Below are 26,574 nucleotides of genomic sequence, written 5' to 3'. Positions count from 1 at the left end.
CTCACCACCCGATCACGTTGGAGCCGTTGAGCAGGCCGAACACCGGGTCATCCACCATGAGGACGTCCGGGTCGCCGGGCCCGAGGGAGAGGATTACCTTCCACTTCCCCTCCCCGAAGTCGACGCTGTGCGCCTTGGCGATCACCTCGTAGATGCCGGAGATCGGCGGGGCGCCGATCGGTCGCCGGTTGACCCGGACCACATCGCCCTGCTCGACCCCCAGCGCCGCCGGCCAGATGCCCGGGTTGCCCGCCGGATCGAGAATGATCGTCTGGATGCGCCGGCTTGGAGTCTTGTACTTGTCGAGCAGGTAGCGCGCCTGGTCGGCCGCGGCCTCGGCGTCGGCGAGCAGGCTCTGCCGCTCGGTGTCCCGCCATCCCCGCCTTTGGATCGACGCCGCGTCGGTGACCCGGGTCGAGGTGCCGTAGTACTGCTGGGTCACGGTGATGTCGTTGTAGGACTGGGCCGGGTCCCAGTCCGCTTCCATCCCGATGTCGTAGGGCACCTCGCCCAGGTCGGGGCGGTCGCCGAAGGTGTAGGCGGGAGGCTGGCCGTACCGGTACTGCTTTGCCGTGAACCGCAGGTAGCCGTGGCCATCGACGTACAGGACGCCGCCCTCGCTGTCGGCGACGTCCTGCACTGGACCGGAGACCGGCCGCCCGGCGATGTCCACCGCCGGCGCGTACGGCGCGTACGTCGTGTACGAGATCGCCCGAGCCTGCCCCCAGCCCGCGTACGACAGCAGCCGACCGATCCGCTGGTCCGCCGAGTCCCGCTCCATCGCCGCCAGGCCCGACCAGTAGTGGGCGACCATCCGCCCGTACGGCAGACGGCGCGGGTAGATCGCGGCGTGGGCGAAGGAGCCGTTGAACATGCGGCCGTGGAACCGCTGGTCGGCCTGCCCGCAGATCGAGAACCAGTGTGGCCTGCTGGCGTGGGTCCCGGACCCGGACGCGACCTGCTGGCTGTTGATCCACAGCGTCCAGGTGGTCGTGGTCACGGCCAGGACGTAGTGAACGTAGGCGTCGGTCGGCGCGTACGCGGTCACCGTGTCGGAGCGGGTGTGCGTCGTGGCGTTCCAGCTGCCCACGGCCACAAACCCGCTGCTGTTGATGAACAGGGTGATGATCGACCCGGCGGTCTCCTTCAGGACGAAGATCTCCCGGTCGCTGGTCGGCTGCGTCCCCGCCGCGTGCCGCGCCCACACCTCCACCGTGACGCCAGCGCCGGTCAGGAGCGGCATGTCCATGGCCGGGGCGTACACGAGGCTGTACCCGTTGAGGCCCTGGAGAGTGGTCAGGCCGGACTGGGCCCACGCCGTACCCGCCGACCCCTTCAACGCGGAGGCGTCCGCGCCGAACCCGACCTGCACATTGGTGCCAATGCCTTCCTTGCTCGGGGTCATCACCACCGAGCGGGGGTTGTTCGGGGCGAGGTTGCTGCCGACGGTGGAGGTGTCGGGGTCGGACAGCGGCCAGTAGCCGTACGGGGCATCGAGCAGGATCTCGCCCTCGACAGCGGCCGTCAGTTTCGTCGCCAGCGTGGCCCAGGCGTCGATCGCGGTCATGTTGACCTCGCCCCAATGCGGGTCCCGCCACGACTGAGGCCATCTCTCGGCGAAATCGTGCAGCACCCCGTAGACACGGCCCTGCCAGGTGGCGGTGACCCGGACCGGCGTGTAGTCGAGCACGTCCGGCCAGTACGGCGACGACGCGTTCTCCGGGTCAAGCGCGCCGTCGTCGTTGCGGAGCCTCAGCTGGGACGTGCCGGCCTCGACGCCGCTCAGCTCGAACTGCTTGCCGTGGGAGGTGTCCAGGGACAGCAGCCGGGTCGTCAGGTTCGTCCAGGTGATTTCGTCGCGCGGGGCCTGCTGCCCGGACCCGAACCCGGCCTCGAAGCGCACGATCGGCCAGTTCGGGTTCGACTGGGCGGGGGTGGGCGCGGCGACCAGGACAGCGACGGAGACGGCGTGGATGTTGCAGCTGGCGGACGTGGTGTAGGTGACGGAAGGGCCCCCGGTGGTGGACTGCCACCGCGGCAGCAGCCGGGCGTCTGAGATGGTGTCGGCGCCGTTGCTGGCGGCGACGGCGGTTCCGGAGGTCCATCCGGCGGTCGCCGAGGTCAGTGTGGCGGTGGTGCTGTCGGTGCCCGCGCAGGTGAGCGTGAGCGCCTCGGACGCGGGCGCGGACAGCGCACCCAGGGCCAGGCTGGTGCCGCCATTGGTGAAGCCCTTCACGGGCGTGCTGGCGAGCTGGAGATGCTGGCCCATCCCCGCGTACTCGGTGACGTTGGTGACCAGGGCGGTGACGTAGTCGGTCGGCGCGACATACACCCTGCGCGCCTTCCTCGGATTCGGCGCCACCCAGATCGCACACCCGCCGCCCGCGCTGTTGACCCTCGCCAGCGGGATCCAGAGGTTGTGCGCGTCGTCGGCGACATGCACGGTCGGGGTCGTCTGCGCCCCGGCCCCGGTGCGCCAGCCCACGAAGGCGACCAGCCAGTTCCCCGCGGTCGGGTTCACGAAGACAGTGCGGGAGCTGTTGATCGGGTCGGGGATGACGAACGTGCCGGCGACGGCGAAGGAGTCGGTCCACTGGTTGGCGGTGGTGGCGGGCATCAGCGCCTCTTGTTCAGCCCGTTGTGGCCGTTGCGCCGCTCGTAGCGGAGCACCTCGGTCTGCACCCCGGCGCGGAGGTCGCGGCCGTCGAGGACGACCCTGACGTTTACGATCGGCGCCTCCCCGGTGGCGGTTGCCGCCCCCGGTCGGCCACCGCGCGCGACCGGGGGGGCGACCGCGGGCCGTATGCGCGGCCGGGCCAGGCGTGCCGCCAGGAGCGCGCTGGACCGGTCGAGCACGGGCAGGTTCTCGGCCATCCCGGCCGCCACGCCCGCGACGGTCATCGCGCCGGCGAACCGGATGTCGGGGTGCTGCGACGGAGACTTGATCTTCAGGGCTTTCTTGAGGCTCGCCGCCATGCTCTTGGCCAGCTTGTCCATCTCCTTGTCCAGGCTCTTCAGGCTGGCCTGAAGCCCGGACAGGAAGCCCTGCCCTGCCATCTTCCCGCTGTCGTAGAGGATGTCCGCGCTGCTCTTGCCCAGGGATGTGGAGACGGAGTCGATCTCCTTCTGGACCTTGTTGATCCCGGCCCACGTCGACTTGTCCGCGCTCAGGAGCATGTTCGCCAGCTCAAGGCCCTGCTCCGGCCCGGCGTCGATCACCTGCCGGATGAGCGCAGGCGACAGGCCCCGGGCGGCCAGCTTCTTGATCGCGACGCCCCACGCCTTCAGCGTGCCCGCCTTCTGCGCGAGCCCGGTTTGGATCCCGGCGGCGTTCATCGGCCCGTCCAGCGAGGTCAGCCCGGCGAAACTGCGCGCGCTGGAGGTGACCGAGCCGGCGTACTGCTTGCCCTCCTCCAGGGACTTCTTCGCGGCGTCCCGCTCTTTTGACAGCGCCTGGAGGTGCTTGCTGTTCTTGTCCAGGTAGGCGATCAGCTTGTCGTCCAGGCTGGTCTTCTTGCCCGCGAACAGCTTGGCGATGGCCTTCTCCAGCCGCCGGTCCATGCTCGCGATCTCCGACGAGCTGCCGGTCATGACCTTGACGAACTCCTTGCCAAGGATCGTGCCGATGTCGCGCCACTTCGTCTCCGGCACCGGGACCCCGCCGACCTTGACCTGTCCGCCCGAGGCGTAGTGGGTGCGCCCGACCGGGCCGCCGTCCGCGAAGCGGTCCGCGTTGATGGCCTCGATCGCGCCGCGGTGCTTCCTCGTAGAGGCCGCGTTGATGACGTACTCGCCGTTGCTGGCCCAGATGGCCACCTGGTCGTCACGCGGCCCGCCGGGGCCGACCACGGGGCCGCCATCGGCCTTCCGGGGGGTGTTCATGTACGGCTGGCGGCCCAGGATGCCGGTCCCGCCGACCGGCGACTTCCCCGGCCCGTACTGCCGGTAGTAGACCGGGATCGTGACACCGTTGGCCATGGTCCGCATCTGCGAGAAGATCTCCCCGAACGCGACCCTGGCCTGGTAGGTCTCGGCCTCGACCTCCGTCCGCACGCTCTCGGGGATCGACAGCCAGCTGTCCGCCAGCGCCCGCGCCTGCTTCTCGGTGCGCCCGGCATCCATCGCCGCTCTGATCAGCTGATCACGGTACTTGTCGTAGGCAGTGGAAACCTCGCCGATGGTGCGGTGTTCCCGGACCATACCGAGGATGGTTTGCTCGGCGGTCTCGGCCATCCCCCGGATGACCTCCTGGTTCTGGCGGCCCTTCTCGGTGTTGAGTGACCAGGCGTCGCCGTTCTTCTTGATCGTCGCGGTGGCGCGGTCCACGGCCTCCTGGTAGTCGCTGGCCGCCGCGCTGGCGTCCCGGTGGATGCCGTTCAGCTCGTCCATCTCCTTGCGGAGATCGTCCGCCAGTTGCGCCGTGCCGCGCATCACCCCGCCGAGTTCCCGCCAGCCTCCCGCAGAGGCGGCGGCATCCTTGGCGGCCTCCACTGCGGCCTCAGCCGCCCGCTGGACCGCCGCGCCCGAGTTGTCCAGGTCCCCCGCCATGGCCCCGAGGGCGCCCCCGGCCGCGCCGCCGAAGGAGTGCAGCAGGGACTCAGCCCGCCCCATCTCCCGGTCCCACTCGTCTACCAGCCAGCCGATCCCGTCCGCCGTCGCCTTCAGCGCGCCGGTGATGAGCTCGATGGAGGCGACGATGTCGTCGGCGTGCTCATCGACCGTCTCGGCCAGGCTGGAGATGGTGCCTTCCAGGTTCCCGAAGATCGCGTCACTCCGGAAGCCGAAGGAGTCCAGGAAGCTGCCGAACCCGCGTTCGAGGGGTGGGAGCGCCCGCTCCAGCGCCCGCGCCCCGGACTCCGCGGTCCGCTCCACGAAGGTGTCCACCTGCGGAGCCATCTGCTCGTAGAAGCGGGACAGCTCCGGCTTCGTCTCAGCCAGCGCCTTGCGCGTCACGCCCGGGATCTTGAGCAGGCTCTCCTCCAGCGGCCGGGCGGTGTCCTGGAGTTCGGCCTTGACGTCCTGCTTCAGCGCCGAGAACTCGTCCTTCACCCGCTGGCTTTGCGCGGCGGCGGCGATGCCCACGCCGACGATGCCCGCACCGAACCCGACAGTGATCCCCGCCGCCGCCAGCTGCGCCACCACCGGCAGCGCCAGCAGCCCCGCAGCCAGCAGCGCGGTCATCGCTGGACCGCGCGCTCCGATCGACTCCAGCGCCTTCTCGGCCTTCCCGGTGTCTCGGGCGAGCGCCTGGTGCGCCTTTGCCGCCTTGCTGCTCGCCTCAGCAGACGCGAGGGCTGCGGCGGCCTGCTTGATCTCGGCGCGCTCCAGCTCGCGTACAGCCTTCGCGGCGAGCTCGGCGGCATGTTCCTCCTTGCCGAACCCCTTCGCCGCCTTCTCCGCCGCCTGAGCGGCCAGCAGCTGGGCACGGGCGGCCTTCTCCGCCGCCTCTTTCGCCTCGATTCCCAGCTTGCGCGCGGACAGGGCCGACTTCGTGGCTGCCCGGGTGAACTTCTCGGCATCGGCGACGGCCCGGTTTGTGCCACGCTCGAACCCGGAGGCGTCGGCGACGAACCGTGCGACTGCGGGAGGTAGCTCCGTCACGTCAGCCCTACCTTCGCGGCGAACGCGCGATTGGCCCACCGCTCCAGGTCACCCGAGGCGACCAGCCGGGCACGGGTCGGCCGCACGTACGGCCGCGGCGGCAGGTAAGAGCGGTGCCCGCGGCCGGTCCAGCCGCCCAGCTCGTGAATGCGCGAGTAGACGATGGTGGGCGCGGTCTTGGCCTCCCACCGCGCGGCGCCGGTCTGGCGCGGCCGGCCTGCTTTCACGCTGCGTCGGAGGCTGCCGGAGACGAGCGACGGCGGGGTGCCGGGCGCGGACGGCGTCGGCGCGCCCTTCGGGTGGCTGGTCGTCCGCAGCGTGCGCTTGATCTCCCGCTCGGCGCCGAGCGCCATGGCGTCGGCCGCCGCCCGGGCGCCGTCGCTCGACCGGTCGCCCATCGCGCGCAGCGCCACGATCAGCGCGTCCGCGTCCACATCACCCACGGCGTGCCCTCCTCACCTTGTCGATCTCGGTGGCGATCGGGAGTAACCACGGCTCGACCGTGGCCGGGAGGGCGTCCACCTGGTCGGGGGTCCAGCCGAACCGGGTGGCGTACAGGGCGTAGGTGACGGCGTCGGTCAGCTCGTCGCCGAGCTCGACGTCTTGTCCGCTGAGGTACCAGCGGACTCGGGCGAGGGTTTTGGGTCCGGGTCCGGGTTGAACACGTCCATGTATGGGTCGAGGGCGTCGATGAGTGCCCGGTAGGCGGGGATGGGGAGCAGGTCGAGGCTGCCCGGCTGCTCGTCATCGCCGGGGTTGTCCCTCGGGATGGGCAGTTCGACGGACCAGTTAGTGATGAGGCGGCGGAGCAGCACGTCCCGCATGCCGTCGAGGGTTCCGTAGGTCATGACGCCGCCGACCGGCATCGACCTGCGGTATGCCTTGATGTCTCCGGAGCGCAGGTCCGAGGGGTCGATGAGGTCGGCCCACTGATCGCCGGGCAGGGTGATGCGTGGCACGGGTTGATCTCCTAGTAGCTGGTGACGGCGTTCTGGACGGTGACCTTCGCGGGAGCCAGGCCGCCGCTCGCGCCGATGTTGGTCGAGTTGGCGATGGCCTGGAACTCGACGTCGTACTGGAAGACGGTCCCGCCAGCGTTGATCTTCGCGGTTCGGTAGCCGACCTTCGCCATGTCCACCTGGACGCTAACCAGGCCGCCCCCAGCCCCCCCGTTGCTGAGCAGGACCTGAAGCGCTGGCTGCACGTTGTCCAGGTAGTCGAGGATGCTGCTCTCCGTCTCGGCGAGCCTGGTGAACTTGCCGGTCACATCGATCGGGCCACGGGCGATCACGTACGCGGACTGCTTGCCCTCCGCCGTGTGGTACGCGGTGACCTCCCGCGTGAACGTCATCGCCAGCTCGCTGATGTTGTCCACCTTGGTACCGCCGCTGGCCGGTCCGCCGATGCCGACCGCCGCCCGCCACGACGGGACCGGCGCGACGGAGGACAGTGCGTTCGTCGGCGCGACACCTGGCACCACCGACGGCCAGCACGTCGCCTTCGCCTCCCAGGTGCACAGCTGCTCGGCATTCCACGTCACCGTCAACTCGGACAGGCAGCTGTACGGGTACTGGCGGGCGCCGCTCGTGGCCGGTACGCCGGTCCGGTCGGTGAACGTGTGCGTCGGCGGCTGTCCGGCACCCGAGTTGAGCAGGGTGAAGGCGTGCGTATACGGGGCGCTGGCACCCGTCGTCGCCAGTTCGCCGAACACGTTGAACAGCAGATGGCCGATGGCGTCGCCGAACATCGGCCCGCCCATGTCCCATGTGCTGGCGACCGGTCCGGCCACCTGGCCGTACTGCTTGGACATGCTGCCACGCAGGGCCTGATCGTCCAGCATCGTGACGTCGTCGGCCGGGTCGAACTTCTCGATGGGGATGGTCGCCGTCATCGCCACCGCGGTGCCGGGCACGGTCTCCTTGGCGATCCCGACGAACCGGCGTGCTACCGGGGTCACTGTCACAGCTCAGTCCTCCTGGCTGCTCGGCGCGGGCGGTACGGCCGGCGCGGTCTTGGTCTTCTTCGGCTTCTCGGCGGACTCCCAGCGGCCGTCACCCGGTGGCGCGAGCCCCTCCGGCAGGTCGAGCACCAGGCCCGGCGTGCCGACCAGCACGGTCGGTTCATCGCCTGGACCGGCGTACACGTAGTCGGGGTAGGTGATCTCCTCGTAGCCGAGGAAGCTCCACAGGGCCATGAGTTGCTCCTATGCCTTGATGTAGACGTCGGCGTCGAAGGCCACCGACGCGTAAGTGCGGATCCGCTCGGGTGTCCCGCTGATGGCAGGCTCCCCGAGGAAGGTCTTGATGCCCGCGCTGCTCTCTCCGGCCTGGAGGGCGGTCCCGCCCAGCGTCCGGTCCCCGTGGATGCGGGCGGTGACGCGCTCCAGCAGCTCGTCGAGGTCGGCGATGACCGCCTCAGTCGTCGGCGTGTTGGCCAGGTGGTAGAGGTGCAGGGTCACCTGGTAGACGCGGTGCTTCCACCCGCCAGTTTCACCGCCGAGCGCCACCCGCCGCTCGGTCGAGATGCCCAGGTGGACCACTCCCACCGTGCCCATGGCGCGACCGGACGGGAGACCGGCCGTGTAGTCGGTGTCCGGGATCTGCTTGGCCTGTGCGGCTCGGACGGTGGCCAGGCCGTACGCCTGGAGGGGGCCGCCCCGGTAGACGTCCTGACCGGCGATAAGGGGGCCGCCGAAGAACTCGGCGATGCCCGCCCGGACGCTGGCCCTGCTCACCGGACCCGCCTGTACGGCCTGAGCAGATGCTTGGCCTCCGCGACCAACTCCATGGCCTTCGACCGCCCCGGGCCGGTGGCGGCGGTCGGCCCATACGGCGCTTCCAGGTAGTCGCCGGCGCCGCCGGTCTCGGACCGCAGCAGCATGGAGACGGCGCGGCAGATGACCGCCTGGTGGACGTCGGCAGGCATGGCGCTGACCCCCGCGCCGGGTCCGTGCGCTGCGCCGGTGGCGCCCACCAGGGGGACCGTGGGGTTGCCAGGGGTGTAGCTGGGGCCGACCTGGACGGCCTCCTCGTCGCCCGGGTCCCAGATGCGGAGGACGTCGCCGGGGTAGATGCCGACCGGGTCGGCCACGGTGATGGAGGCCGCGCCCGAGCTGCTCGACCCGGCCAGGGTGGTGGATGTCCACCCACCGACGTAGCCGAGCTGGACGAACGTCTCGACCTGGCCGCGCGGGGGGCCGAACTCCAAAGCGGGCCCGAAGTTCCCGGGGCCGCCGAGCTGCACGAGGATCTGCACGTCGTCCTCGACCCACACCGCCGACAAGTCCGTCAGCGGGGTCATGCTGCCCGGCTGGCCGTACGAGAACGCCGTCACGGCTTCCTTGCGCACCGGCTTCACCGCGGCGTGGATGCTGACCCGGCCGTACTGGTCGGGGGTGACGCGCATCCGCTCCAGCACCTGGTGGGCGTCCAACCTCTGGTTGCACACCCCGGTCGCCCACGCGCTGGCTTTGAGCAGGGTGTTGGCGAGCTCGGCGTCCTGGGCGACCGTGTCACCGCCGACGACGAGGTTCTCCGTGTCCAGCCACGTCGGGCTGGACCGGAACTCGGCGTTCGTGACGTACGGCCTGACCAGCTGGCTCACTGGCCGCCGTCGCCCTTACCGTCCGAGTGGGCCGGCGGGAACGTCGTGCCGGAGCCGTCGCCCACCAGCTCGTCGCCCTCGACCGCGACCATCACCTCACCAGTGCCAGGCGACACGCGCTCGCCGCTCCCGTCGGCGGGCAGCTCGGCCGGGGCGTACCACAGGCCGTGCTCGCAGCAGGCGCTGAACACCCCCTTGGTGAACCCTGCCGGGAAATGCTCGGGGCACGGATGCTCGGCGTTGTCTCCCCGGCTCTCGCTGCCCTCGGTCTTCTCCGGGTTGTCGGGCGGCGGCTCCTTGGGCTCCTGCTTGACCAAGTCCTCGACTCGCCATGCGCCGTGGGCACAGGAGATGACGGTCGCCCCTTCGGGCTGGCTATCCAGCCCTGCGGGGAAGCAGGTCCCGCACAGTTCGGGCGGGTTCTCCTCGACGCCAGGCACAGGAGGTAGGGGTGCGGGCTTCCTCTTCCTCGGGGGCATCACGGCTCCTTCGTGCAGGTCCCGCCACAGCGGGAGCAGGTGGTGAAGAACGAACCGAACCCGCACGAGCACCGGTAGCCGGTGGCGCGGGAGGTGGCTCCGGACAGCGACGGAACGAACCCGCCAGCGGCGACGAACGCCTTCCCGTCGCGGGGGCTCATCTCGTAGATGCCGTCACGGGCGCGGTAGCGGCGGCCGGACAGCCCGTCCACCTCGACGCACGCGCGGGCGGGGGCAACGACCTTCACGAGCAGTCCTCCCGCCGGTGCCACGTGCCGCCCATGAGATGGGACTCCATCCACCCGCACCCGCAGTACCGGAACGGGCTGCCGTGCTGCGCCCGGTTGGGGCATTCCAGGTCGCCCAGCGTCTCGCCACCCTTGTGGAGTTCGACTCCCTGGTTGAAGAACTGACCTGTCGGGTTGAGCACGCACAGGTCGACGACGCTGCCGTCTGGGTCCGGTGTGGCAGTGATGATTGCGGCCCGGCAGGTACTCGGGTGCTCGCCTCCGGGCGTGCCGTAGCTGACGTAGTGGACGATGTCCGCCACGGCGGGGGGGCGCTCTTCCATGGTCAGACCCTCGGAGGCCAGGACCACGAGCCAGGAGTGTCCCCCTCGGTCCGCGACGTGGCCCAGTAGGAGTCGTCGCCGTCGAGGTAGACCTGAAGGTTCACGGTGGGGGCGGACGGGTCGAAGACGCGAACCACGAGCGCCGGGTACACCTGCCCCGCCTCGACATGGTTGCCGACGCGGTCGCTTTGCGCGCGCCGAGACTCGATGATCTGGGCGTCCCCTGCGTTCAGGGTGTAGTGGACGATTCGGCCGATGGTCGGCTGCATGGTGATCCTTTCGCGGGTATGGGTGAGGCCCCGAGCGGCGAGGTGCGCGGGGCCTCACCACGTGGATGGCGGGGCGGCTGCTACGGGAGGACGCCGACGATGAGGCCGGACCAGCCCGGCGCGTAGTGCACGAGCGTGCCGTACATGTACGTGCTGGAGTCGTACGTGTACTGGATCACCGGCCAATCCACAGCCATGTAGTCCTGCACGTTGACCACCTCGGTGGTGTTGCTGACTTCAGAGTCGGGCACCGGCAGGGTCTTGGAGCGGATCAGCACGCACCCGATCGGCATGTACGGGTGCACGTTCAGGTCCACCATCTTGCCGGTGACCTGGTTGGCGACCGCGTTGACCACCGAGCCGACGGTCGCGCCGCCCGTGGCGTCGCTCTCGGTGAGCGCGATCCGGTACGCCGTGCTAGCGGCGGTCTTCTTCAGGTAGTCGCCCAGCACCTTGCGGATCTGCCCGTCCAGCCACACCTCATCGGGGTCGGCCAGGCGCCGGTCGGCCGTGCCAACCGCGTTCGCGCCGTACATGCCGATGAACGCCGCCTGAAGGAACTCGTCCCCGGTCGAGGCGATGGACGCGTTGTGCCGCTTGAAGTAGCCGGAGTCCGCGCCCGCCTGGACGGTGAGGAACCCGTCGTAGCCGTTGGCGTTCGCACTGGAGTCCGCGACGGGCATTGCCGCGCCGCCCGTCGCCGGAGTGACCAGAACGGTGATCGTGTTCCCGGCGAAGCTCGTGACGAACGTCTCCCCGTTGGAGGCGGTGCCCACGTAGAGGTTGTAGCCGAGCGCACCGGTCGGCTCGGTCGCGACCGTCACCGTGAACTGGTTGGCGCCGCCGGACAGGGCGCCAGTGTTGACCTCGTTGGACACCACGGACTCACCGCCACCACCCCGAGCGGTGACCTTCACGTAGTAGGTGCCCGCCGCGACAGCCCCGCCGGACGCGGACGACGCGATCGAGATGACCGGCGCGCTGATGGCGCCCGCGTATCCGTTGCCGGAGGCGCCGCGGCCGAGCAGGATGCCGCGCTCCTCCGCGCCCATGGTCGCCCATAGCAGAGCGGTCTGCGACAGGGACCGGATGTCCTGGAAGCCCTGCCCCGCGAACTGCGCCTTCCAGATCACCGAGTCGGACAGGCCCTGTTCGACGTAGGCGACGCTCTTGGAGTCGGACGCGTAGGAGATCTTCGCGCCGCGGCGCAGGTTGATCGGACCGAACCCCGTGGAGATGCTGCCGGAGTCCATGAACGCCATCTGGTCGGCCACACCGCCGGTCCCACTGTTGGACCAGCCGAGGATGCGCTTGAACTGCTTCGCGGTGCCCTGCCCCTTGCTGCGCGCGATCGTGTTCCGCAGCGGTGTCGCGCGCGGCACCAGCAGCTTCGCGGGCGCCTCCAGGTCGTAGGGGACCAGCCCCGTGGAGTTGGGGTTGGTCAGCGTCCAGTCCTTGCCGAGGTCCGCGCTGACGGCCTTGAGCTGGTCCAGCTCACCCTGGATGGAGGCGAGCGCGTCAGGTGACAGGCCCTTGGTGATGGCCTCCACGCGGGCGGCGACCAGCTCAGCCTGATGGCCCGCGTCCGCGACGATCCCCAGGCCAGGCTGGAACACCTCGCCGCCTGCCAGTGCCTTGCGGTGCTGCGACGACAGGACGGTCTTGTAGGTCTCGAAACGCTCGGCGACGTCACGCCCCGAGGCGGAGTCGGAGAACATCTCCGACGGGGTGGGAACTGCGTACGGCATCGTGTCTCCTTGACGAAGGGTTACCCGCGCTCGGCTTCGGCGGCGAGCTTCAGATAACCCGCCTTGGCCGCCTGGTCGTTGACCTGGCCAGCCAGGTGCCGGTAGTAGGCGGCCTTGTTGTCGGCCTCGCCTGACGGGGGTGTGGTGATAGCGGTCCGGGTGATGACCGGGCCGCCTGGAATCGGCTGCGCCTTGACCTTCGCCAGCTCCACTTCGAGCGCCTTCACGCGGTCGTCCCGCGTCTTCAGACTCTCCTCCAGCGGCTTCGTGGCCTCTGCTACGGCGTTTTTCACGAGCTCGGCAAGCTCGGCAAGCTCGTCCTTCGAGACCGGAGTCTCGGTGGTCGTGGTTGTGTCCGGGTCGGCGGCTTTCGTCCAGTCGCCGGGGATCAGATCGGCGGCTTCCAGCGCGCGGGCGCGGGCGATGATGTGCCGCCGGGCCGCCGCCGGATTCTTGGCCCGGCCGGCCGAGCGGATCGCGTTCTCCAGGTCGGCGCGGTTGACGATGGGGAATGACCCGTCAGGCATCGCGGTCCCGTCGTCGGCCGCGTCGTCACGCTCGGCCTGCGAGAAGGCGCGCTTCACCAGTTCGGTGAGCTTGTCGACGGTGGCGGCCAGGCCTTCCAGGGTCACGCCCCCGCCCGCAGTCTTGGTGAGGTCCGGGACCGCGGCCAGGTCGACGTCTGCGGTCACAGTCCCAGCGGTGGCGGCTGACGTGGCCCCTGCACGCTCGCGCTCGACGAAGAGCTTCAGAACCTCCACTGCGCGCAGCAGCAGGCTGATGTCCCATGTCTCCCCGTAGCAGCCTGCGGCTAGCTCGGCAGCCTCAGCCTGGATCAGGCCAGCGATCAGAGCGATCGCCTGGACGGCGCCGTCGATGTCCGGCTGCTCGTCGATAGTCCCGTCGGCGGAGACGGCCTTGAGCAGGCGCTCCGCGCGGTCCCGGTCGAACCCGGCCACGGTGCCCGCAGCATCGTCTGCCGTATCGTCTGCCTTCGATTGGTCTTGGACGATCGGCTCGCCATCAAGGTCCACGGGCGCCAGCTGCCCCGAACCCGCCATCTTCGCGATCATCAGAGTCGCGGTCGGGTTGCACGGCCGATCCACGTACGAGGTCTCCGCGACGATCCCGCCGACGATACGACCGCCCGGGGCGGCGGCATCCTTTACGACCTTCGGGCCCTTGATGCCGATGCTGTAGCCCTTCAGCACACCCTGCTCGATCTTGCGGGCGGTGCCGGGGTCCACGCACTTGGACTTCAGCCACCAGTCGTCGCCCTTGGCCTCCAGCTCGATACCGACGCCGGCCGCGATGGGGCCGTGCATCTCCCGGATGTTGCCGAACTCCATCCACGCGGGCATGGCCTTCTTCAGCCACTCCGGGTCGCAGATCTGGGCGTCCAGGTCGAGCTGGGGCCCAGTGGCCTTGCCGTACACGATGAGCGCGCCATCGGCGTCCCGCTCGAACTTCGTGATGTCGGCCGCGTAGGCGTGCGTGATGGTCATGCTGCTGCTCCTTGTCCGAACAGGAACTCGACCACCTCGGGGTCGAGGAGGAACGCGGGCGCTTCGCCCACGTCGGTGAACTCGGCGTCGCTGAGGCGCGGGTCCGCCTTGGCCGCCTTCTCCGTGGTCTTCGGCAGGACGATGACGAACATATCCACGCCGTACCGGTCGTTCGGCGTCACCTTGGCGACGACCATCTCCAGGTCTCGCCCGAGCAGGATCTCCCGCTCGTGCTCGTTCTCCGATAGGGCGGCCAGCGGCAGAGCCGGGGTGCCTTCGGGGACGACCAGGTGCATCGTCACCCCGCCCAGACCGCCCGCGTACGGCGAGCCCGCCGCCGTGGACATGTACGCCCGGTCCGAGATCTTCCGGCCGACCAGGCCCTTCACATCGCCGGGCTTGCGGTAGCCGAACGCGTCCGGCTGGACGACCCGGGTGAGGATCATCGCCTCGCTGATTGGCCGCATCGCGCCGTCGAGGGTGGCCACGTCTGCCGCGGATGTCTTCCCGGCGCGTAGTTCTCGGTTGGTCTCCACGAAGGAGTCGCCGGTGTACCGTTCGACCGCCGAGCGCTGCTGGTGGGTGAGGTGCGGCTTGTGGTCCTTCAGCCAGCTGGTTGCCTGGGCGTCGGTGAACCGGCGCGGCTTCTGGGCCAGGACCTTGTTGCCGAGCTCTTTCTCCGCGGCGTTGGCGAACGCGGTGCGGCCGATGAAGCGGCCGTTCGGCCCGCGCGGGTGCTTGGCCGGATCCCACGCCGCGCGCTTCTCCAGGTCCGGACCGTCCATCACCGGCTGCGGTGCGCACCGGCAGTGCGGATGCTGTGGCGGCGCGATCCGGCCGCCCGGGAAGAGCTGGCCGATCCGGATCGGGCCCGCGTCTTCGTTCTCTCGGCAGGTCTTGCAGACGTCCCGGTCGTAGGCCGTGTCCCAGGCCACGTACTCGATCCCGGCCGCCTGGTAGCGCTCCAGCGAGGCGGTGGAGATGACACGGGCGATCTCCGTTGTGGCGATCATCTCGGCGCGGTCGGGCCGACGTAGCATGTCCCGGATCCGGTCGGCGAGCTTGTCGGCCGACCAGCCCTCGGCGACGGCCTCCTCCAATTCGCCGGCGAGGTCGTTCATGCGGTTCGCGGCAATGGACTTGATGGTGGTGATGCCGTCGCGGTCGAGCAGGTCTTGCAGGCCACGCGCCCCCGAGTAGAGCCGCTGGGCCGCCTCGGCGTCGCCGGGTTCCCAGGCGCCCCAGTCGACGGCCACGTTGGTGGCCCTTGGCGCGATGGCGTCTTGGGCGGCGACGACGCCGACGTGCCAGGCCTCGGACCAGAGCGGCTCCAGGACACGCCGCAGGGCCCGGGTGATGGCGCCGATGATAGGGACCCGGTCCAGCCAGGCCAGTACGTCCGGAGCTGCCTTCAGCCCTCGGGATGCCGCCCACTCCCGAGCCAGCGCGTCGGCGTCGATCGCCCCACCGAGCGCCTCGATCAGCAGCGGGACGTAATGATGGGCCAGGGCGTCGTCGGGGCCCCAACCGGCCCACCTACGGCTCGCGCTTTTGGGCCAGGGCCCGCCGCCTTCCAAGTGACGCGGTCGTCCTCGGCGAGGTCGGGCGCGAGCGCCAGGAGCACGTCACGGTGCCCTGCGAACTCGAACTGCCGGCCCGGCTCGACGCGCTTACGGGCCCAGCGGCGAAACGCGGCGAGCTCGGCAGCGGCCTTCGCCCTGTCCTCGGGAGTGGGCACACCCGGGGCGGCCTCAACGTGCTTGGGGTTGGACAGGGCCCGTCCGCAGACGCAGTTTCCGGCGCCCGAGTGGATGTCTCGGGCGTAGACGTGGGGCTGGTTGTACTCGTCGGGGAACGGGCCGATCGAGCCTTCCGAGCCAGGAACGGCGGCCTTCTCCACGTCCCCCGTCTTGTCCTGCCGTTCTTCCTGGTCACGCCCAGATTTCGGCTCGCTGGGGCCGCCGGGTTGTCCACCCTCGCGGGCCATCCGCTCGGCCGCCTCGCGACCGGCCTCCCGCATGGCCAGGGAGCCCTCCAGGAAGGACAGGCCGGAGGCGGTGACGATGGCGGGCTTGTCGGCCTCCGGGATCGCATACCTGGGCAAGCCGAGCTGGTCGCGGCCTTCGTTATAGGTCAACCGCCCGGACTTGACGCGCGCCTCGGCGATCCTGTCCGCCACCTCTGCGTCCTGATCTTCCAGCCCCAGGAATGTGAACTGGAGCTCCCGCGGCATCCCCAGGTAGCGGCGGCTGATGCCCGTCACCAGCGCTTCCAGCCAGCGCGCGGTCGGGAGCACGCCCTGCCGATGCTGGACGGCCTCCTGGCCCTCGCTCCAGCCGCTCGACCCCAGGCCCTTTGCCTCGGAGAACCCGAGCTCCGGCAAGGTCACGCCGAAATGCGACGACACGAGCTTGATCACGTGAAGGTCGTAGTCCGGCTTGTACCGCTCCCCGGCATCCGACCCGTAGTCCGGCTCCGCGCCCGGCGGCGTGAACCGGATCCGCGACCGGTTCACGCTGAAGTCGTCGTTCAGCGCCCGCTCGTACTCGCGCAGCTCGGACGGCGACCAGGAGACCGCCGCCGGGATCCGCATCCACGTCTCAGCCTGCACGCCCGGGGTGTACTCGTCCCGCATCCACCCGAGCCGTTTCAGGTACAGGTCCAGGTCCACCAGGGCCATCTCTACAGGGCTAAATCCGTAGGGCGTCCACGTCCTGGTCGTGTACTTCCGGTAGACGAGCTGGTCGGCCGCCAGTCCGGTCACGCTGCCATCCTCGCCAGCGTCGGCCATCCACTCCCCGCGCGGGAAGCCGTGCACGATCTGCTGGTACGCGGGGTGCGGCGGCAGTGGTCGGCCGCCGCGTTCGTTGAGCAGCGGCTTGATGGTGCTCCCGTCCAGCAACTCCAGGCTGTACAGGCCGCCCCCGTAGGTCTGCCGGGGGTAGATGGCAACGGCGTCGAGCACCAGGTGCTCTTCCAGTAGGCTCCCGAGCCAGTCGGCGAGCTCCAACCCGTTCCCCCGGTCGGGGCAGGACCAGAACTCGACGAGGCGGGCGATGTCCGGGCCGAGCCGCTCCCGGAGGGTCGTTTCAGCGTCAGCGCGGCTGGCGCCGTCCGCTTGGGCGGCCTCGATGGCGGACTGGTTGATGGTGATGTCCCACCCGAGACCGGTCAGGCCGCGCTTGCGGACCTGAATGCACTGCCGGATCAGCGGGGCATCCCCGGCGCTCCGGAGCACATGCCAGGGGACGAGGCGCTTCCTGCCCGTATCCAGGTTCCAACTGACCGGGTAGTCCCACAGTCGCGGCTCGGGCCTGTCGGTGTCCGGCCGGGGCGTGTTGATGGGCGCCGGGGTGAGCGGCATACCGGGCCCGAACGGGGAGCGGAACCACTCCTCGGGGCGCGCCATCGGCGCGGCCGACTGGCCGGCGCTCTGGCCCTGCATGAGCGCGGCCACCTGGTCAGCGGTGAAGACGACGCGGCCTTGGAGAGCCCCGCCCGGTGCGGCCTTGCTGATCTGGGAGCGCCTACGCCGACGACTCAACGCGTGCCTCCCCACACGAACATCCCTCGACGCAGCAGCGCGGAGTCGGGTCGTCGAAGTCCTCGATGTCGTGAACGACACCGGCGTGCGGGCACCGAGGGGTGTTCGGGCAGAGCCACCACTTACTCATCTACGCCGCCCTCCCCCTCATCAGCTCATCCATGTAGTCCGTGGTCGCGTCGCTCGGCACGTAGTAGGCGAGGTTCAGCGCGTCGGCGTTGTCCGGGGAGCGGCCGGTGCGCTCGATGATGTCGTCTTTCGGCTCGATCTTGATGCGGCCCTTGGGCGTGATCTCCCACTGGGGTTCGAGCAGCTGCGCGACCGTCGTGTCCGCGTTCTCCATCGTGGACAGATCCCATGCCCGCTCTTCGGACAGCTCGCGGGCCATCCACCAGATCTCCGCCCGCAGGTTCTCGAAGTGCACGTCGTCGCGGGCGGCCTCGCCGACGTTGACGCCGTAGATCCGCGCCGAGTGCAGGCCGCGGGCGGCCATGTTCCGGAGTTCGCCGACGACGCCGAACCCGACCCCGTTCGAGTCCACCTTCACCGCGGTAGCGCCGGTCTCCCGGATCGCCTGCAGGATCATCGGCGCGATCACCTCGGGCCGGTCGGTGTGGTCCCGCCACTCCCGGCCGGCCACCCGGCCGCGGCGTTCGCGGATGACGGTCTCGTCACTGCCGCCACCCACGTCCACGCCGAGTTCGACGGGTAGCAGCTCGGACGGCGCGTGCGGGGTTTCGAGGTCGAGGCGGCACGCGGCGACGTCGCTCGTACGGACGACCTGCCATTGGCTGTCCTCGCTGAACTCCCCGAGCACCTTGCTCCGGTAGAGCGGGTTGTCGACGCCCCACTCCTTGGCCTTTTCCTCGACCCAGGCCCGGCCGACCAGGGCGAGGGCGACGTCCTTCGGGACGACCTCGCCGGTGAGGTTGGGACTGTCAAAGGCGCTGATCTTGATGACGTTCCAGCCGCTGCCCGGTCTGCAGACCTTCCGGAACTCCGACGCCGGGTTGTCGGGGTTGCCGACCGCCAAGATCCGGCAGTCCTCGTTCGTCGTCAACGCATCCGCAGCGATCCATAGCTGAGCCGGGACGCCGCAGGCTTCGTCGAGGATGACGAGCACAAAGCGGGCGTGGATGCCCACGAACCCGGACTCGTCGTGGTCAGATGGTTTGCGGCCGAAGGCCACGATCTCGTCGTCGATCCACCACTCGGTCTGGTTGACCTTGCCCGCGAGGTTGGCGGCCTTGTGGATGCGCCGGATGTACCGCCACAGGATCGCCCGCACCTGGGCGTACGTCGGGGCGGTCGTCACCACGAACGCTTCGCCGGGCGGGTGAACGTCCAGCCACCAGGAGGCGGCCAGGCTCGCGGTGTGGGACTTGCCGACCCCGTGCCCGGACTGAACCGCCGTCCGCCGGTTGTCCCGGACGCTCTCCAGGACTTCCCGCTGCTTGGACCAGACGATCTGCTTGAGCCGCCGCTTCACCCATCCGACTGGGTCTGCCAGGTACTTCCGGGCCCGCTCGGCGATCCGCTTCCGGTCCACCGCGCTCTTGAGCAGCTTGTGCGCTGCCCGGAGTCGGCGGGTGTCGCCTGCGCGTACGAGTTCGTCGATGCTGCCCTGGATGCGCTCCAGGTCAGTCCGTGTCGGGGTCCCCGTCGTCATCGTCGTCCAGGTCGGGCACGTCCTCGCCGTCGTCCACTTCGTCGCCCATCAGCAGCGCCGCGATCAGGCCACGCACGTCTTCGCCGAGCTGTTGCGCCTCGATCGAGACGCGCTGAGGCATGTCGAGTCCGAGCAGGCGGGCCCGTCGCTCCTGGATGCGCAGCAGCCGGTCGATGGCCTGGAGCGCGGGGGCGTCGTCTTCGAGCGGTGCACCAGCCCGAGTGAGGCGGACCACCTTGCCCTGTGACACCACGTAGTGGGTGGCGTTCATGACCTCGCGCGCCTTCTGTGCGAGTTCGTCGAGGCGCATCAGCTCCAGCTGGCGGAGTTCGCCGGCCGGTTCGCGCACGGTCTCGGCGAGGGCGCGCTGGACACTCTCGTAGGCGGCGGTCTTGCTGATGCCCAGCTCGGCGGCGATCTCCGCGTAGGACCTGTTCTGGGCTCGCAGCTCGCAGGCGCGGGCGTCGCGCTTGGCAACCTCGGGGTCGCGGTCGTAGCGGCCGCCTCCGCCTCGTACATCTGACATCGGCTCACCTCCCGGACATCGAGGACTGCGTTCGGACGGTCAGGCGTTCGGACGGCTGGTCGGGGTCATCACGCCAAGCAAAGATGCGTCTCACATCGGGCGCTTCTTGGAAGTAGGGTCGCCCGTGCTCGGCGTCCGGTGCGTCCCAGGCTGCGGCCACCGTGTCCCACACCAGCCGGACGCCGTACATAACGAAGGCCCGGCTGCCAGGGCCGGGCCACACTTCTACACGTTGCCACTCAGGATGGGTCATTCACCGTGATGTTGGCAAGCGGGAGGTTCCGCGCAGCTGAGCAAGCTGGTCTATCTCGGACTGGAGCCACAGGTGCCGCCCCTTGTCCACCTCCGGGCCGGTGATGCGCCCCTCGGCGTGCCATCGCCGGATCGTGCGGGCCGGAATGCCGTACAGCCGGGAGGCGGCGGCGGTGGAGATACGGCGGCCGGTCATGGCCTCATTCTCTCCCAGGGCTCCCGGTCCGTATGGCGGGCCGGAACGGGTTCGGCATCCAGAAGTCCTTGCGCCGGTCGACCTCGCGACGGAACTCCCTCAACGCCTTGTTGTACGCCTCCCGTCTGGCCGTGTATGCGTCCTCGTCCTCGTTCAGCGCCTCCATCAGCGCTCCGACCTCATCCGTCAGAGGCCCAGCCGCCTGCACGATCAGCCTGTGCTTGCGCGCCCGGGAGAGGGTAACGACGCTGAGGGCGTCCGTGATGCGCTCCATCGGCGGCAACAGGAGATGGAAGTCGTTGGCGAGCCGGCCTCTCGTGCCGGGCAGGCGACGTCCGTGCCATCCGGCGCGGAAAACCTGCAAGGCCATCTGGAAGACGACGGCCCGGGTCAGCACGTCCCGGAGGGCCTTCTCGTAGGCGTCTCGGTCTTCCCTGCGGTGCTTGAGGTACTGGAAGAGGCCCGTGCCTCCAAGCCCGACGAGCGCGGCACTGGCTGCCCCGACTATGGCGGCCTGGACTTCGGGGCTCACGCTGCCGCGCCTCTGTTTACGAGCGCGTCGACAAGTTCTCGCTGCTGCTCTGGCGTGAGCCGCATGTGGACGGTGCCGACCGGGACGAGGATCACGTCCCCGGTGACCGGGCATGTGAAGAGGGTGAGCGGGAGCGGCATGCGGTGATTGTGCCAGGTGCCACCGACAGAGTCCGGGCGGATTGGAGACCTGTCGGGCGCGCTGAGAGCCATCCTGCGGACTCGGGCGGCCAAACAGCGTAGGGGGGGACCAGGCCCCCGCGCGGGAATCCATTAAATAAACCAGAGCCTGTTGCATTAGGGATTAATAACGGGGGCTAATAACGACCCATTAACGGGGGCTAATAACGACCCATTAATAGAGAGGCTGTGGTGTGACCTGCAAAGACCGGCAGATCCGGATTCTCCCCGAGGTCCCCTGTGTGTACCGACGCGGACCGAGTGGCACCGAGGCTGCGGATTTTTCACAGCTCACCCAAGAATCGCCACGACGGCGGCCGTGATCCGGTTAAGATCCTGGAGTCGTCAGCCTCGCGCGGACCGAGGTTCCCGCCTCGGTCCGCGCTCGGGCTGATGTCAGCCGGGCCTTGGGCCTGACGGCTGCTACCGCGCTCTTGTACAAGTGCAAGTGTAGCGACGCACGTCAGGATAGGTCTCCTGATCCTTCCTCAAGGCCCGGAATCCCCCTTCCCCCCTTGAGAGGAGTTCCGGTGGCCCTACCTGACGATGCTGGTGCCCGCCAGCCCGACCCGCTTCTCCCCCGCCGTACCGTTCTGATCCTGATCGCGAGCATCCTGGCTGGACTGGTCATCGGCGGGCTGAGCTTCCTCGGTGGCGTGCCCGCGCCGTTGGCTGTGGTGGCCGGACTGGCGGCGGCCGGCGGCACCATCGTCGGGCTTCACGCGCTGATGGAGTAGCCACCGCTCGGCGGGCGGTCAGCGATCCAGTTTGGCCGCCCGCCCTAGCCGCTGAGCGGCAGACCGAAGAGCAGGGCGCGGGCGAAGTCCAGGGACGACGGATCCCCCTTCGTGACCAGCTTGACGCTCAGCGACTCGACCCCGGCGGCGGCCACACCGAGCAGGACACCCTGACGTCCGCGCTTCTCCCCCACGCACAGGCGGTAGTCCTCCTGGCGGTAGATGGCCGCATAGAAGGGCGAGGCGTCCGCGCCGGCCCGCTCCTGATGGTCGGGAGCGTTGGTCCAGAGGCGGCAGTCACATTCCGGGTCTCCGCAGCGCTCGGCCTCCAAGTCGCGGCGCCGAGTGGGGTAGCTGGCGAGGCGTCCGTTGAGGAGCGGACAGGCGGAGACCGCATACGGCGCGCAGTCGGAGGGGTGCAGGGCCGGTTCGGAGGAGTAGCCGCGCCCGAAGTCGGCGGGGCGGAGCAGCAGCGCGTACTTGCCGCCGGGCCGGGAAGACAGCGGGGTCCCGCAGTTGCCGCACAGCCGGTTGATCAGGCAGTTGTTGACGCGGCCCGGATGGTTGATGCCGAACAGCGGCCGATAGTCGGGGTCAAGGTGGCGGGCGGCCACCTCCGGTACGGCCAAGCCGCCGTGCACGGGGCAGCCCTTCATGCGCTTGGGGATGCGGGGGGACATTAGGCTACTCGCCTTCAGATGTTTCCCCAGTTCAGCCCACTGTCGGTGGTGCGATAGTGGGCTGAACTGGGGCGATGTCCAGCGTGGTTTCTAGTAGGAGCGGCTACCAAAGGCTCCTGGTCGCGCGGGCCAGCGCGGCGAGAGCAGCCGGGGTGGGCGACTGGCGCGCTCCCGGCGCATCCACCCCGGCCTCGGCCTGCGACGCGCCGCGCACCCGGGAGGCGTACGCCACCGTCCCGTCCGGCGAGGCGGCCCACACGATGCGCGTCTCCACCCGCTCCGGGTGCACGCTCGCCGGGGTGATCCCGGCCAGGGCGAGCGCGTGCTGGCCGGAAGTCAGCGTGCCGAGCGTCTTCCACGCCTCGCATGCCAGGAACACCAGCTGGACCGGGCCGTCGGCGACCGGGCCCGTGGCGCGTGCGAACTTCACGAGGTCCCGCGCGGACAGCAGCGGCAGCGCGGACGCCGGCTGTGCGCCGTCAGGCAGCCAGAGGCGTGGCAGGACCGGCGCAATCTGGTGGCCGACGACGACGCCGAGCGTCGCCTGCACGCCCCAGCCCGACTGCTCCTCAAGGTCCTGTTCCAAGAGGGCGGCGAACTCCTGCAAGTCTGCGGGCCTAAACATGATCATCCTCCGGGGTTTCGCGGTTGCAGTAGGAGTGAGTGCACGCCCCGCCGATCGCTCGCGGGTGCCCCTCGTCGCAGATCTCGTACGTGCCGGGGGCGTACCATTCCGGGCCCCAACTCGCCCCGTCGATCTCCTCGCCGACGAAGTCGATGTCCCTCTTCGCCTGTGCAAGCGCGGCCTCCGCGGTGCACACGCGGGCCCAGCAGTGCACACCGTTGATGTGGACCGCTACGGTTCCCCAGTCGCGGCCCTTCTTGATGACGACCTTCCGGCCCTTGTAGGTCTCCCGGAGCACTGTGGCCTCCGTTTCGTTGCGGGGTGAGCTGGTGGGGTGGCCCCGTTTCCCCTCGGGGCCACCCCAGGTCCTGTTAGCGGCGGGCCAACAGCATGAGCCGCTTGTGCGCCTTGGTCTTGACGTCGTCGTCCACGCCCACCAGGGCGGCCGACGCGCGGGCCAACTCCAGGGACAGGGACTTGCCCGGCCGCCGGGGGGCGACGTTGTCCAAGTAGTCGGTGATGGTCCGCTCGGCCGCGTACGCGGTCCGGCCGAGGCGCTCCGACTCGGTGGCGAACATGTCGTGGAGGCGCTCGCGGCGGCGGTCGGCGATCCCCTGTGTGCGGGTGCTGGGCTCCTCCTCCTCGGAGGGCGGCCACAGGTCCGCGATCAGCTTGTCGAACTCGTCCAACACGATGTTCGTCTGAGCCAGCGTGTTCTCCTCCTCCGCCCACGACTTGCCGTAGGCGAGGGTCAGGCCGAGGCTGCGCCGAGCCTCCTCCAGGCGGTCCAGCGCGCCCGAGGTGTGCCGGATCCCCCAGCGGGTGACGGCGTCGCGCACCGCGAAACGCTCGGTATTGCGGCAGACCGGCCGCCACGGGGTGACCACGGTTTCGGCCTTGCTGCGCCCGTCGTGGCTGTTCAACGCCACGATGAACAACTGGATCTCGTCGTTGATCCCGCCCGCGTCGACCACGATGTTCTCCGGGACCTTGAGCGAGACGAACACCCTGCGCCCGTCGTCCAGAGGGCCCGCCGACTGCCAGAGCACGCCCTGGGACACGAGTTCCTCCAGGAAGCCGAAGATCCTGCGCTGCTGGATCGGCGTGTACTTCGTGCCGACCACGCCCAGCGCCGCGCCGGTGTCCTCCCTCACCGTGACAAAGGAGCCCGGGGCGGTCCGCAGGGTCGGCTTGTCCTCCCCGTCCGCCATGAAGCTGTAGCGGACCTCCCGCTTGGCCACCTCCCAGTCGATCTGGGCGAGACGGAGCACCTCGTCAATCGAGGTCGTGCCGCCGGGGATGATCTGTCCGAGGCCGTGCCAGGTCGGAACCGCGCTGTACAGGGCCACGGTGCCGTCGGCGGCCACGTCAAGGCCGTGCTCGGCGACGACCTCGGCGACCTGGCCCACGCTGTTGCGGCGGACGGTGATGGTCTCCCCCGCGTCCCAGCCCTCCGTGACGCGGTAGCGGTTCCCGCCGAGGGACACCAGGCGGCCGGACGCGATGTCGGCCTCAAGCTTGGCGGCCCGATCCGCCTGCGCCTTAATCCGGGCATCGCGGTCGGCGCGGCGCTGGTCGAGCTGGGTGCGCTTCTCGGTGGCGAAGGCTTCGTTGACGTCAGTGGCCATGTTCTTGATCCCTTCGTGAGGGGTTTTAGAGGGCGATCTGGTCGGGGGTCCAGCGGGCGGAGTCGATGTAGCCGTGGTCGGCCACCTGGGCAATCTCGGCGCGGATCCGGGCGAGCGCGCGGTCCTCCGACTTCTGCGCCGGGTCGAAGCGGAAGGCGTCGGGCAGGACGGTCAGCGACTGGATCCGGTCCACCCGGAACGTGCGGAGGTCGGCGCGGAGACGGTCGTAGGCGCGGACGACTGCGCGTCCACGGGGCGTCCAGGTGACGGCGTGCGGCTCGATGACGCGGGTGGTCCACTCGCCGTCCACCGCGACGTAGGTGATCATGACGGGCTTCTGGTCCGAGACCGCGCGCTCCAACTCGGCGACCGGGTCAGCCTCTGCCACAGGCGTGATGCTCTGGTGGCGGACGTGGTGGAGAAGGCGAGAGCCGTCGATCCGGTGGCGCGTACCAGAGCAGCAGTGCTCCACGACGGTGAAGATCTCGCCGCGCATGGACTCGATGCTGCCGTGGTAGCGGACCTCTGTCCCGATCTCGTACATGTCCCTGACCTCCTGTCCTACTACCTCAAGTCTGCGCTTACCATTGCGGATTGTCAATAGTTTAGCTACCCTTGGAGCATACGAACTTTCGTTGACAGAGAGCAAGGGAAACGGCATCATGGGCCGCAAGGAGATCGCACAGATCCTCGGGGAACTGGACCGGCAAGGGTTCGAGGTCAAAATGGGCGGCTCAGGCCACTGGAAGGTCTACGCCGACAACCGCCTCATCACCACGCTGCCCGCCACCCCGAGCGACCACCGCAGTCTCCGCAACGCCATAGCCATACTCCGGCGTGCCGGATTCGTCTGGCCGCCCCGATGAGAGGGACCCTTGTGACGACGATGTGGAGTGTGCGCGTCGACGCCGACACCGGCACCGACTTCACCGAGGGTCTCGGCGTGCACCTGACCGGGCGGCTCGCCCACGTGCACGGACACGGGGGCGTCGCATACCTCGGCGAACAGCCGGTGGCCGGCCGGCTCACCGTACAGATGGATGTGGAAGAGTCCACCGTGCGCCGCGCGATCGACATCGCGGCCCGGGAAGTGGTCACGGCGCTGCGCGAATACGGCTTGTCCGTGCGCCTCGCCCACATCGAAGCCATGCCACAGCACGAATTCGACGAGTTGGCGCGGGCTCTGCCGGTCGAATTGATGGGAGTGCGGGAAATCGCCGCCATGTTCACGGACCGCCCCATCAGCCGCCAGAGGGCAGACCAGCTCACCAAGCGCACCGACTTCCCCGCTCCCGTCGCGAACCTCGCCTCCGGCAAGATCTGGTCGGGCCGGGATGTGCGGCGGTGGGCCGCCTCGTGGGCGCGGAAGGAAGGACGGCCGGCCTCCGTCTGACGGCCAGCGCGCATCATGCCGACATCCGGCGCCTCGCCTCGTACCGTCGTCCGAACCGGTACCACTGCTCCGGGGTCAGCTCCAGCTCGCACCCGTCACACCAGATCTTCGACGGGCGCGGGTCGCCCACGTCCAGCACGCTGGCCCACAGCATCCCATCACAGGGCGTACTGTCCACCAGCTCCACGCACGGACCAACCTCCATCGGCCGCCGGTCCGGGTCGATCACAGCCCAGGCGCGGCCGACCAGCTCGGTGAGGACGCCCCGCACGTCGGCCGCGTACTGGGAGGCGGCCAGCCAGTTCACGTGCTTGGCCAGCCAGGCGCACACCGAGCCGACCCGGCCGTCCACCGGCAGGTGGATTCCCCGGTCCTTGGCCACCCAGCCGGCGATCGTGCGCAGATCGTGGCCCATCTGGCTGTGGAGTTCTCCCGCTCTGAGGTTGACCGGCAAGCCGGGCGTACGCGAGCCAGACACTGGGGCCGATCCGGTGGCGCGGGTGGTCGGCATGGAGGTGACCACCTCGGCGTGCAGCCACGGCAAGTCGGACAGGTTGCGGTGCATGCCTTTGAGGCAGCCCCGGCACAGGTTGAGGCCGTCGGCGGCGCGGCGCGGCCGGTCCGGGTCAGTCTTGTGTACGGCTGAGCAAACGGCGGGGGCGGTTCGAGGCATGCCGGGCTCCTTGCGTTGGTACCGTGCTGGGGACTCCCGTCGGCAGGCGGGTTTCGGGCGGCTCCTCGGGACGTGCGGTCAAGGGGAGCCGCTCCGCTCATGATCGATCTCTCACGTTTTTGCAGGTGGCATCAGAGCGACCTTGGGAAACGTACGAGCAGTTG

At 69.5% G+C, this 26,574-nt stretch carries 30 protein-coding genes; 3 read left to right on the top strand and 27 right to left on the bottom strand.

Annotated features, from left to right (window positions below; all coding sequences use genetic code 11):
• Window position 1 precedes the first annotated feature (1 nt).
• The 21 genes from KIP79_RS03810 to KIP79_RS03710 form a co-directional block, all read right to left on the bottom strand.
• On the bottom strand, window positions 2-2,617 hold the full coding sequence (locus tag KIP79_RS03810) for a LamG-like jellyroll fold domain-containing protein (protein WP_214103240.1): 2,616 nt from the start codon (window positions 2,615-2,617) through the stop codon (window positions 2-4).
• Entirely contained in the window at window positions 2,617-5,601 is a 2,985-nt protein-coding gene (locus tag KIP79_RS03805) for a hypothetical protein (RefSeq protein ID WP_214103239.1), read from the bottom strand. Before KIP79_RS03805 ends, KIP79_RS03810 begins: the two co-directional genes overlap by 1 nt.
• Window positions 5,598-6,044: a hypothetical protein gene (locus KIP79_RS03800; RefSeq protein ID WP_214103238.1), complete on the bottom strand. Its 447-nt coding sequence runs from the start codon at window positions 6,042-6,044 to the stop codon at window positions 5,598-5,600. Before KIP79_RS03800 ends, KIP79_RS03805 begins: the two co-directional genes overlap by 4 nt.
• Window positions 6,045-6,179: 135 nt before the next feature.
• Window positions 6,180-6,560, bottom strand: a complete 381-nt coding sequence (locus KIP79_RS03795) for a hypothetical protein (RefSeq protein ID WP_214103237.1) — start codon at window positions 6,558-6,560, stop codon at window positions 6,180-6,182.
• 11 nt (window positions 6,561-6,571) lie between these two features.
• Entirely contained in the window at window positions 6,572-7,564 is a 993-nt protein-coding gene (locus KIP79_RS03790; protein WP_214103236.1) for a phage tail tube protein, read from the bottom strand.
• A 3-nt stretch (window positions 7,565-7,567) separates the two neighbouring features.
• Window positions 7,568-7,795, bottom strand: a complete 228-nt coding sequence (locus KIP79_RS03785; protein ID WP_214103235.1) for a hypothetical protein — start codon at window positions 7,793-7,795, stop codon at window positions 7,568-7,570.
• Between the two features lie 9 nt (window positions 7,796-7,804).
• Window positions 7,805-8,335, bottom strand: a complete 531-nt coding sequence (locus KIP79_RS03780) for a hypothetical protein (protein WP_214103234.1) — start codon at window positions 8,333-8,335, stop codon at window positions 7,805-7,807.
• Window positions 8,332-9,204 carry a hypothetical protein gene (locus tag KIP79_RS03775; protein WP_214103233.1) on the bottom strand — a complete coding sequence of 291 codons (873 nt, stop codon included), beginning with the start codon at window positions 9,202-9,204 and terminating at the stop codon, window positions 8,332-8,334. Before KIP79_RS03775 ends, KIP79_RS03780 begins: the two co-directional genes overlap by 4 nt.
• Window positions 9,201-9,644 carry a hypothetical protein gene (locus KIP79_RS03770; RefSeq protein WP_214103232.1) on the bottom strand — a complete coding sequence of 148 codons (444 nt, stop codon included), beginning with the start codon at window positions 9,642-9,644 and terminating at the stop codon, window positions 9,201-9,203. Before KIP79_RS03770 ends, KIP79_RS03775 begins: the two co-directional genes overlap by 4 nt.
• A gap of 38 nt (window positions 9,645-9,682) precedes the next feature.
• A complete protein-coding gene (locus tag KIP79_RS03765; protein ID WP_214103231.1) occupies window positions 9,683-9,931 on the bottom strand; it encodes a hypothetical protein in 249 nt (82 codons plus the stop codon).
• Complete coding sequence (locus KIP79_RS03760) at window positions 9,928-10,254, bottom strand: hypothetical protein (RefSeq protein ID WP_214103230.1); 327 nt, start codon at window positions 10,252-10,254, stop codon at window positions 9,928-9,930. Before KIP79_RS03760 ends, KIP79_RS03765 begins: the two co-directional genes overlap by 4 nt.
• A 2-nt stretch (window positions 10,255-10,256) precedes the next feature.
• Entirely contained in the window at window positions 10,257-10,523 is a 267-nt protein-coding gene (locus KIP79_RS03755; protein WP_214103229.1) for a hypothetical protein, read from the bottom strand.
• 80 nt (window positions 10,524-10,603) lie between these two features.
• Window positions 10,604-12,271 carry a hypothetical protein gene (locus KIP79_RS03750; protein ID WP_214103228.1) on the bottom strand — a complete coding sequence of 556 codons (1,668 nt, stop codon included), beginning with the start codon at window positions 12,269-12,271 and terminating at the stop codon, window positions 10,604-10,606.
• 20 nt (window positions 12,272-12,291) lie between these two features.
• On the bottom strand, window positions 12,292-13,776 hold the full coding sequence (locus tag KIP79_RS03745) for a hypothetical protein (RefSeq protein ID WP_214103227.1): 1,485 nt from the start codon (window positions 13,774-13,776) through the stop codon (window positions 12,292-12,294).
• Window positions 13,773-15,353 (bottom strand): ADP-ribosyltransferase, encoded by a 1,581-nt coding sequence (locus tag KIP79_RS03740; protein WP_214103226.1) that lies wholly within the window; start codon window positions 15,351-15,353, stop codon window positions 13,773-13,775. The genes KIP79_RS03745 and KIP79_RS03740 overlap by 4 nt, the downstream gene beginning before the upstream one ends.
• The gene (locus tag KIP79_RS03735; RefSeq protein ID WP_214103225.1) at window positions 15,257-17,320 is read right to left on the bottom strand and encodes a hypothetical protein; all 2,064 of its coding nucleotides are present in this window, start codon (window positions 17,318-17,320) and stop codon (window positions 15,257-15,259) included. The genes KIP79_RS03740 and KIP79_RS03735 overlap by 97 nt, the downstream gene beginning before the upstream one ends.
• 130 nt (window positions 17,321-17,450) lie before the next feature.
• Window positions 17,451-18,989, bottom strand: a complete 1,539-nt coding sequence (locus tag KIP79_RS03730; protein WP_214103224.1) for a hypothetical protein — start codon at window positions 18,987-18,989, stop codon at window positions 17,451-17,453.
• Window positions 18,961-19,515 carry a hypothetical protein gene (locus KIP79_RS03725; RefSeq protein ID WP_214103223.1) on the bottom strand — a complete coding sequence of 185 codons (555 nt, stop codon included), beginning with the start codon at window positions 19,513-19,515 and terminating at the stop codon, window positions 18,961-18,963. The genes KIP79_RS03730 and KIP79_RS03725 overlap by 29 nt, the downstream gene beginning before the upstream one ends.
• Window positions 19,516-19,768: 253 nt before the next feature.
• Window positions 19,769-19,963 (bottom strand): MerR family transcriptional regulator, encoded by a 195-nt coding sequence (locus KIP79_RS03720; protein ID WP_214103222.1) that lies wholly within the window; start codon window positions 19,961-19,963, stop codon window positions 19,769-19,771.
• A 4-nt stretch (window positions 19,964-19,967) separates the two neighbouring features.
• Complete coding sequence (locus KIP79_RS03715; protein WP_214103221.1) at window positions 19,968-20,495, bottom strand: hypothetical protein; 528 nt, start codon at window positions 20,493-20,495, stop codon at window positions 19,968-19,970.
• The gene (locus KIP79_RS03710) at window positions 20,492-20,635 is read right to left on the bottom strand and encodes a hypothetical protein (protein ID WP_214103220.1); all 144 of its coding nucleotides are present in this window, start codon (window positions 20,633-20,635) and stop codon (window positions 20,492-20,494) included. Before KIP79_RS03710 ends, KIP79_RS03715 begins: the two co-directional genes overlap by 4 nt.
• 569 nt (window positions 20,636-21,204) lie before the next feature.
• Here KIP79_RS03710 and KIP79_RS03705 point away from each other — a divergent pair.
• Complete coding sequence (locus KIP79_RS03705) at window positions 21,205-21,411, top strand: hypothetical protein (RefSeq protein WP_214103219.1); 207 nt, start codon at window positions 21,205-21,207, stop codon at window positions 21,409-21,411.
• A gap of 44 nt (window positions 21,412-21,455) precedes the next feature.
• Here the strand turns inward: KIP79_RS03705 and KIP79_RS03700 are convergent, their stop codons facing one another.
• The 5 genes from KIP79_RS03700 to KIP79_RS03680 form a co-directional block, all read right to left on the bottom strand.
• Window positions 21,456-22,091 carry a hypothetical protein gene (locus KIP79_RS03700; protein WP_214103218.1) on the bottom strand — a complete coding sequence of 212 codons (636 nt, stop codon included), beginning with the start codon at window positions 22,089-22,091 and terminating at the stop codon, window positions 21,456-21,458.
• Window positions 22,092-22,194: 103 nt separating this feature from the next.
• Window positions 22,195-22,716, bottom strand: coding sequence for a hypothetical protein (locus KIP79_RS03695; protein ID WP_214103217.1), 522 nt, complete (start codon window positions 22,714-22,716; stop codon window positions 22,195-22,197).
• A complete protein-coding gene (locus KIP79_RS03690; RefSeq protein ID WP_214103216.1) occupies window positions 22,709-23,014 on the bottom strand; it encodes a hypothetical protein in 306 nt (101 codons plus the stop codon). Before KIP79_RS03690 ends, KIP79_RS03695 begins: the two co-directional genes overlap by 8 nt.
• Window positions 23,015-23,087: 73 nt before the next feature.
• Window positions 23,088-24,344, bottom strand: coding sequence for a DUF932 domain-containing protein (locus KIP79_RS03685; RefSeq protein ID WP_214103215.1), 1,257 nt, complete (start codon window positions 24,342-24,344; stop codon window positions 23,088-23,090).
• Window positions 24,345-24,369: 25 nt separating this feature from the next.
• Window positions 24,370-24,888, bottom strand: a complete 519-nt coding sequence (locus tag KIP79_RS03680) for a helix-turn-helix transcriptional regulator (protein ID WP_214103214.1) — start codon at window positions 24,886-24,888, stop codon at window positions 24,370-24,372.
• A 91-nt stretch (window positions 24,889-24,979) separates the two neighbouring features.
• On the opposite strand from KIP79_RS03680, the gene KIP79_RS03675 reads away from it, so the two are divergent.
• Both KIP79_RS03675 and KIP79_RS03670 read left to right on the top strand, forming a co-directional pair.
• Window positions 24,980-25,210, top strand: a complete 231-nt coding sequence (locus tag KIP79_RS03675; protein ID WP_214103213.1) for a hypothetical protein — start codon at window positions 24,980-24,982, stop codon at window positions 25,208-25,210.
• Window positions 25,211-25,239: 29 nt separating this feature from the next.
• Window positions 25,240-25,737 (top strand): hypothetical protein, encoded by a 498-nt coding sequence (locus tag KIP79_RS03670; RefSeq protein ID WP_214103212.1) that lies wholly within the window; start codon window positions 25,240-25,242, stop codon window positions 25,735-25,737.
• A gap of 13 nt (window positions 25,738-25,750) precedes the next feature.
• Here the strand turns inward: KIP79_RS03670 and KIP79_RS03665 are convergent, their stop codons facing one another.
• Window positions 25,751-26,410: a hypothetical protein gene (locus KIP79_RS03665; protein WP_214103211.1), complete on the bottom strand. Its 660-nt coding sequence runs from the start codon at window positions 26,408-26,410 to the stop codon at window positions 25,751-25,753.
• Window positions 26,411-26,574: the final 164 nt, after the last annotated feature.

This window comes from Acrocarpospora catenulata (genome assembly GCF_018476525.1).
In the GTDB taxonomy this organism is placed as follows: Bacteria; Actinomycetota; Actinomycetes; order Streptosporangiales; family Streptosporangiaceae; genus Acrocarpospora; species Acrocarpospora catenulata.
The sequence above is the reverse complement of the archived record's forward strand: the minus strand, read 5'-3'. Positions and strand labels throughout refer to the sequence as shown.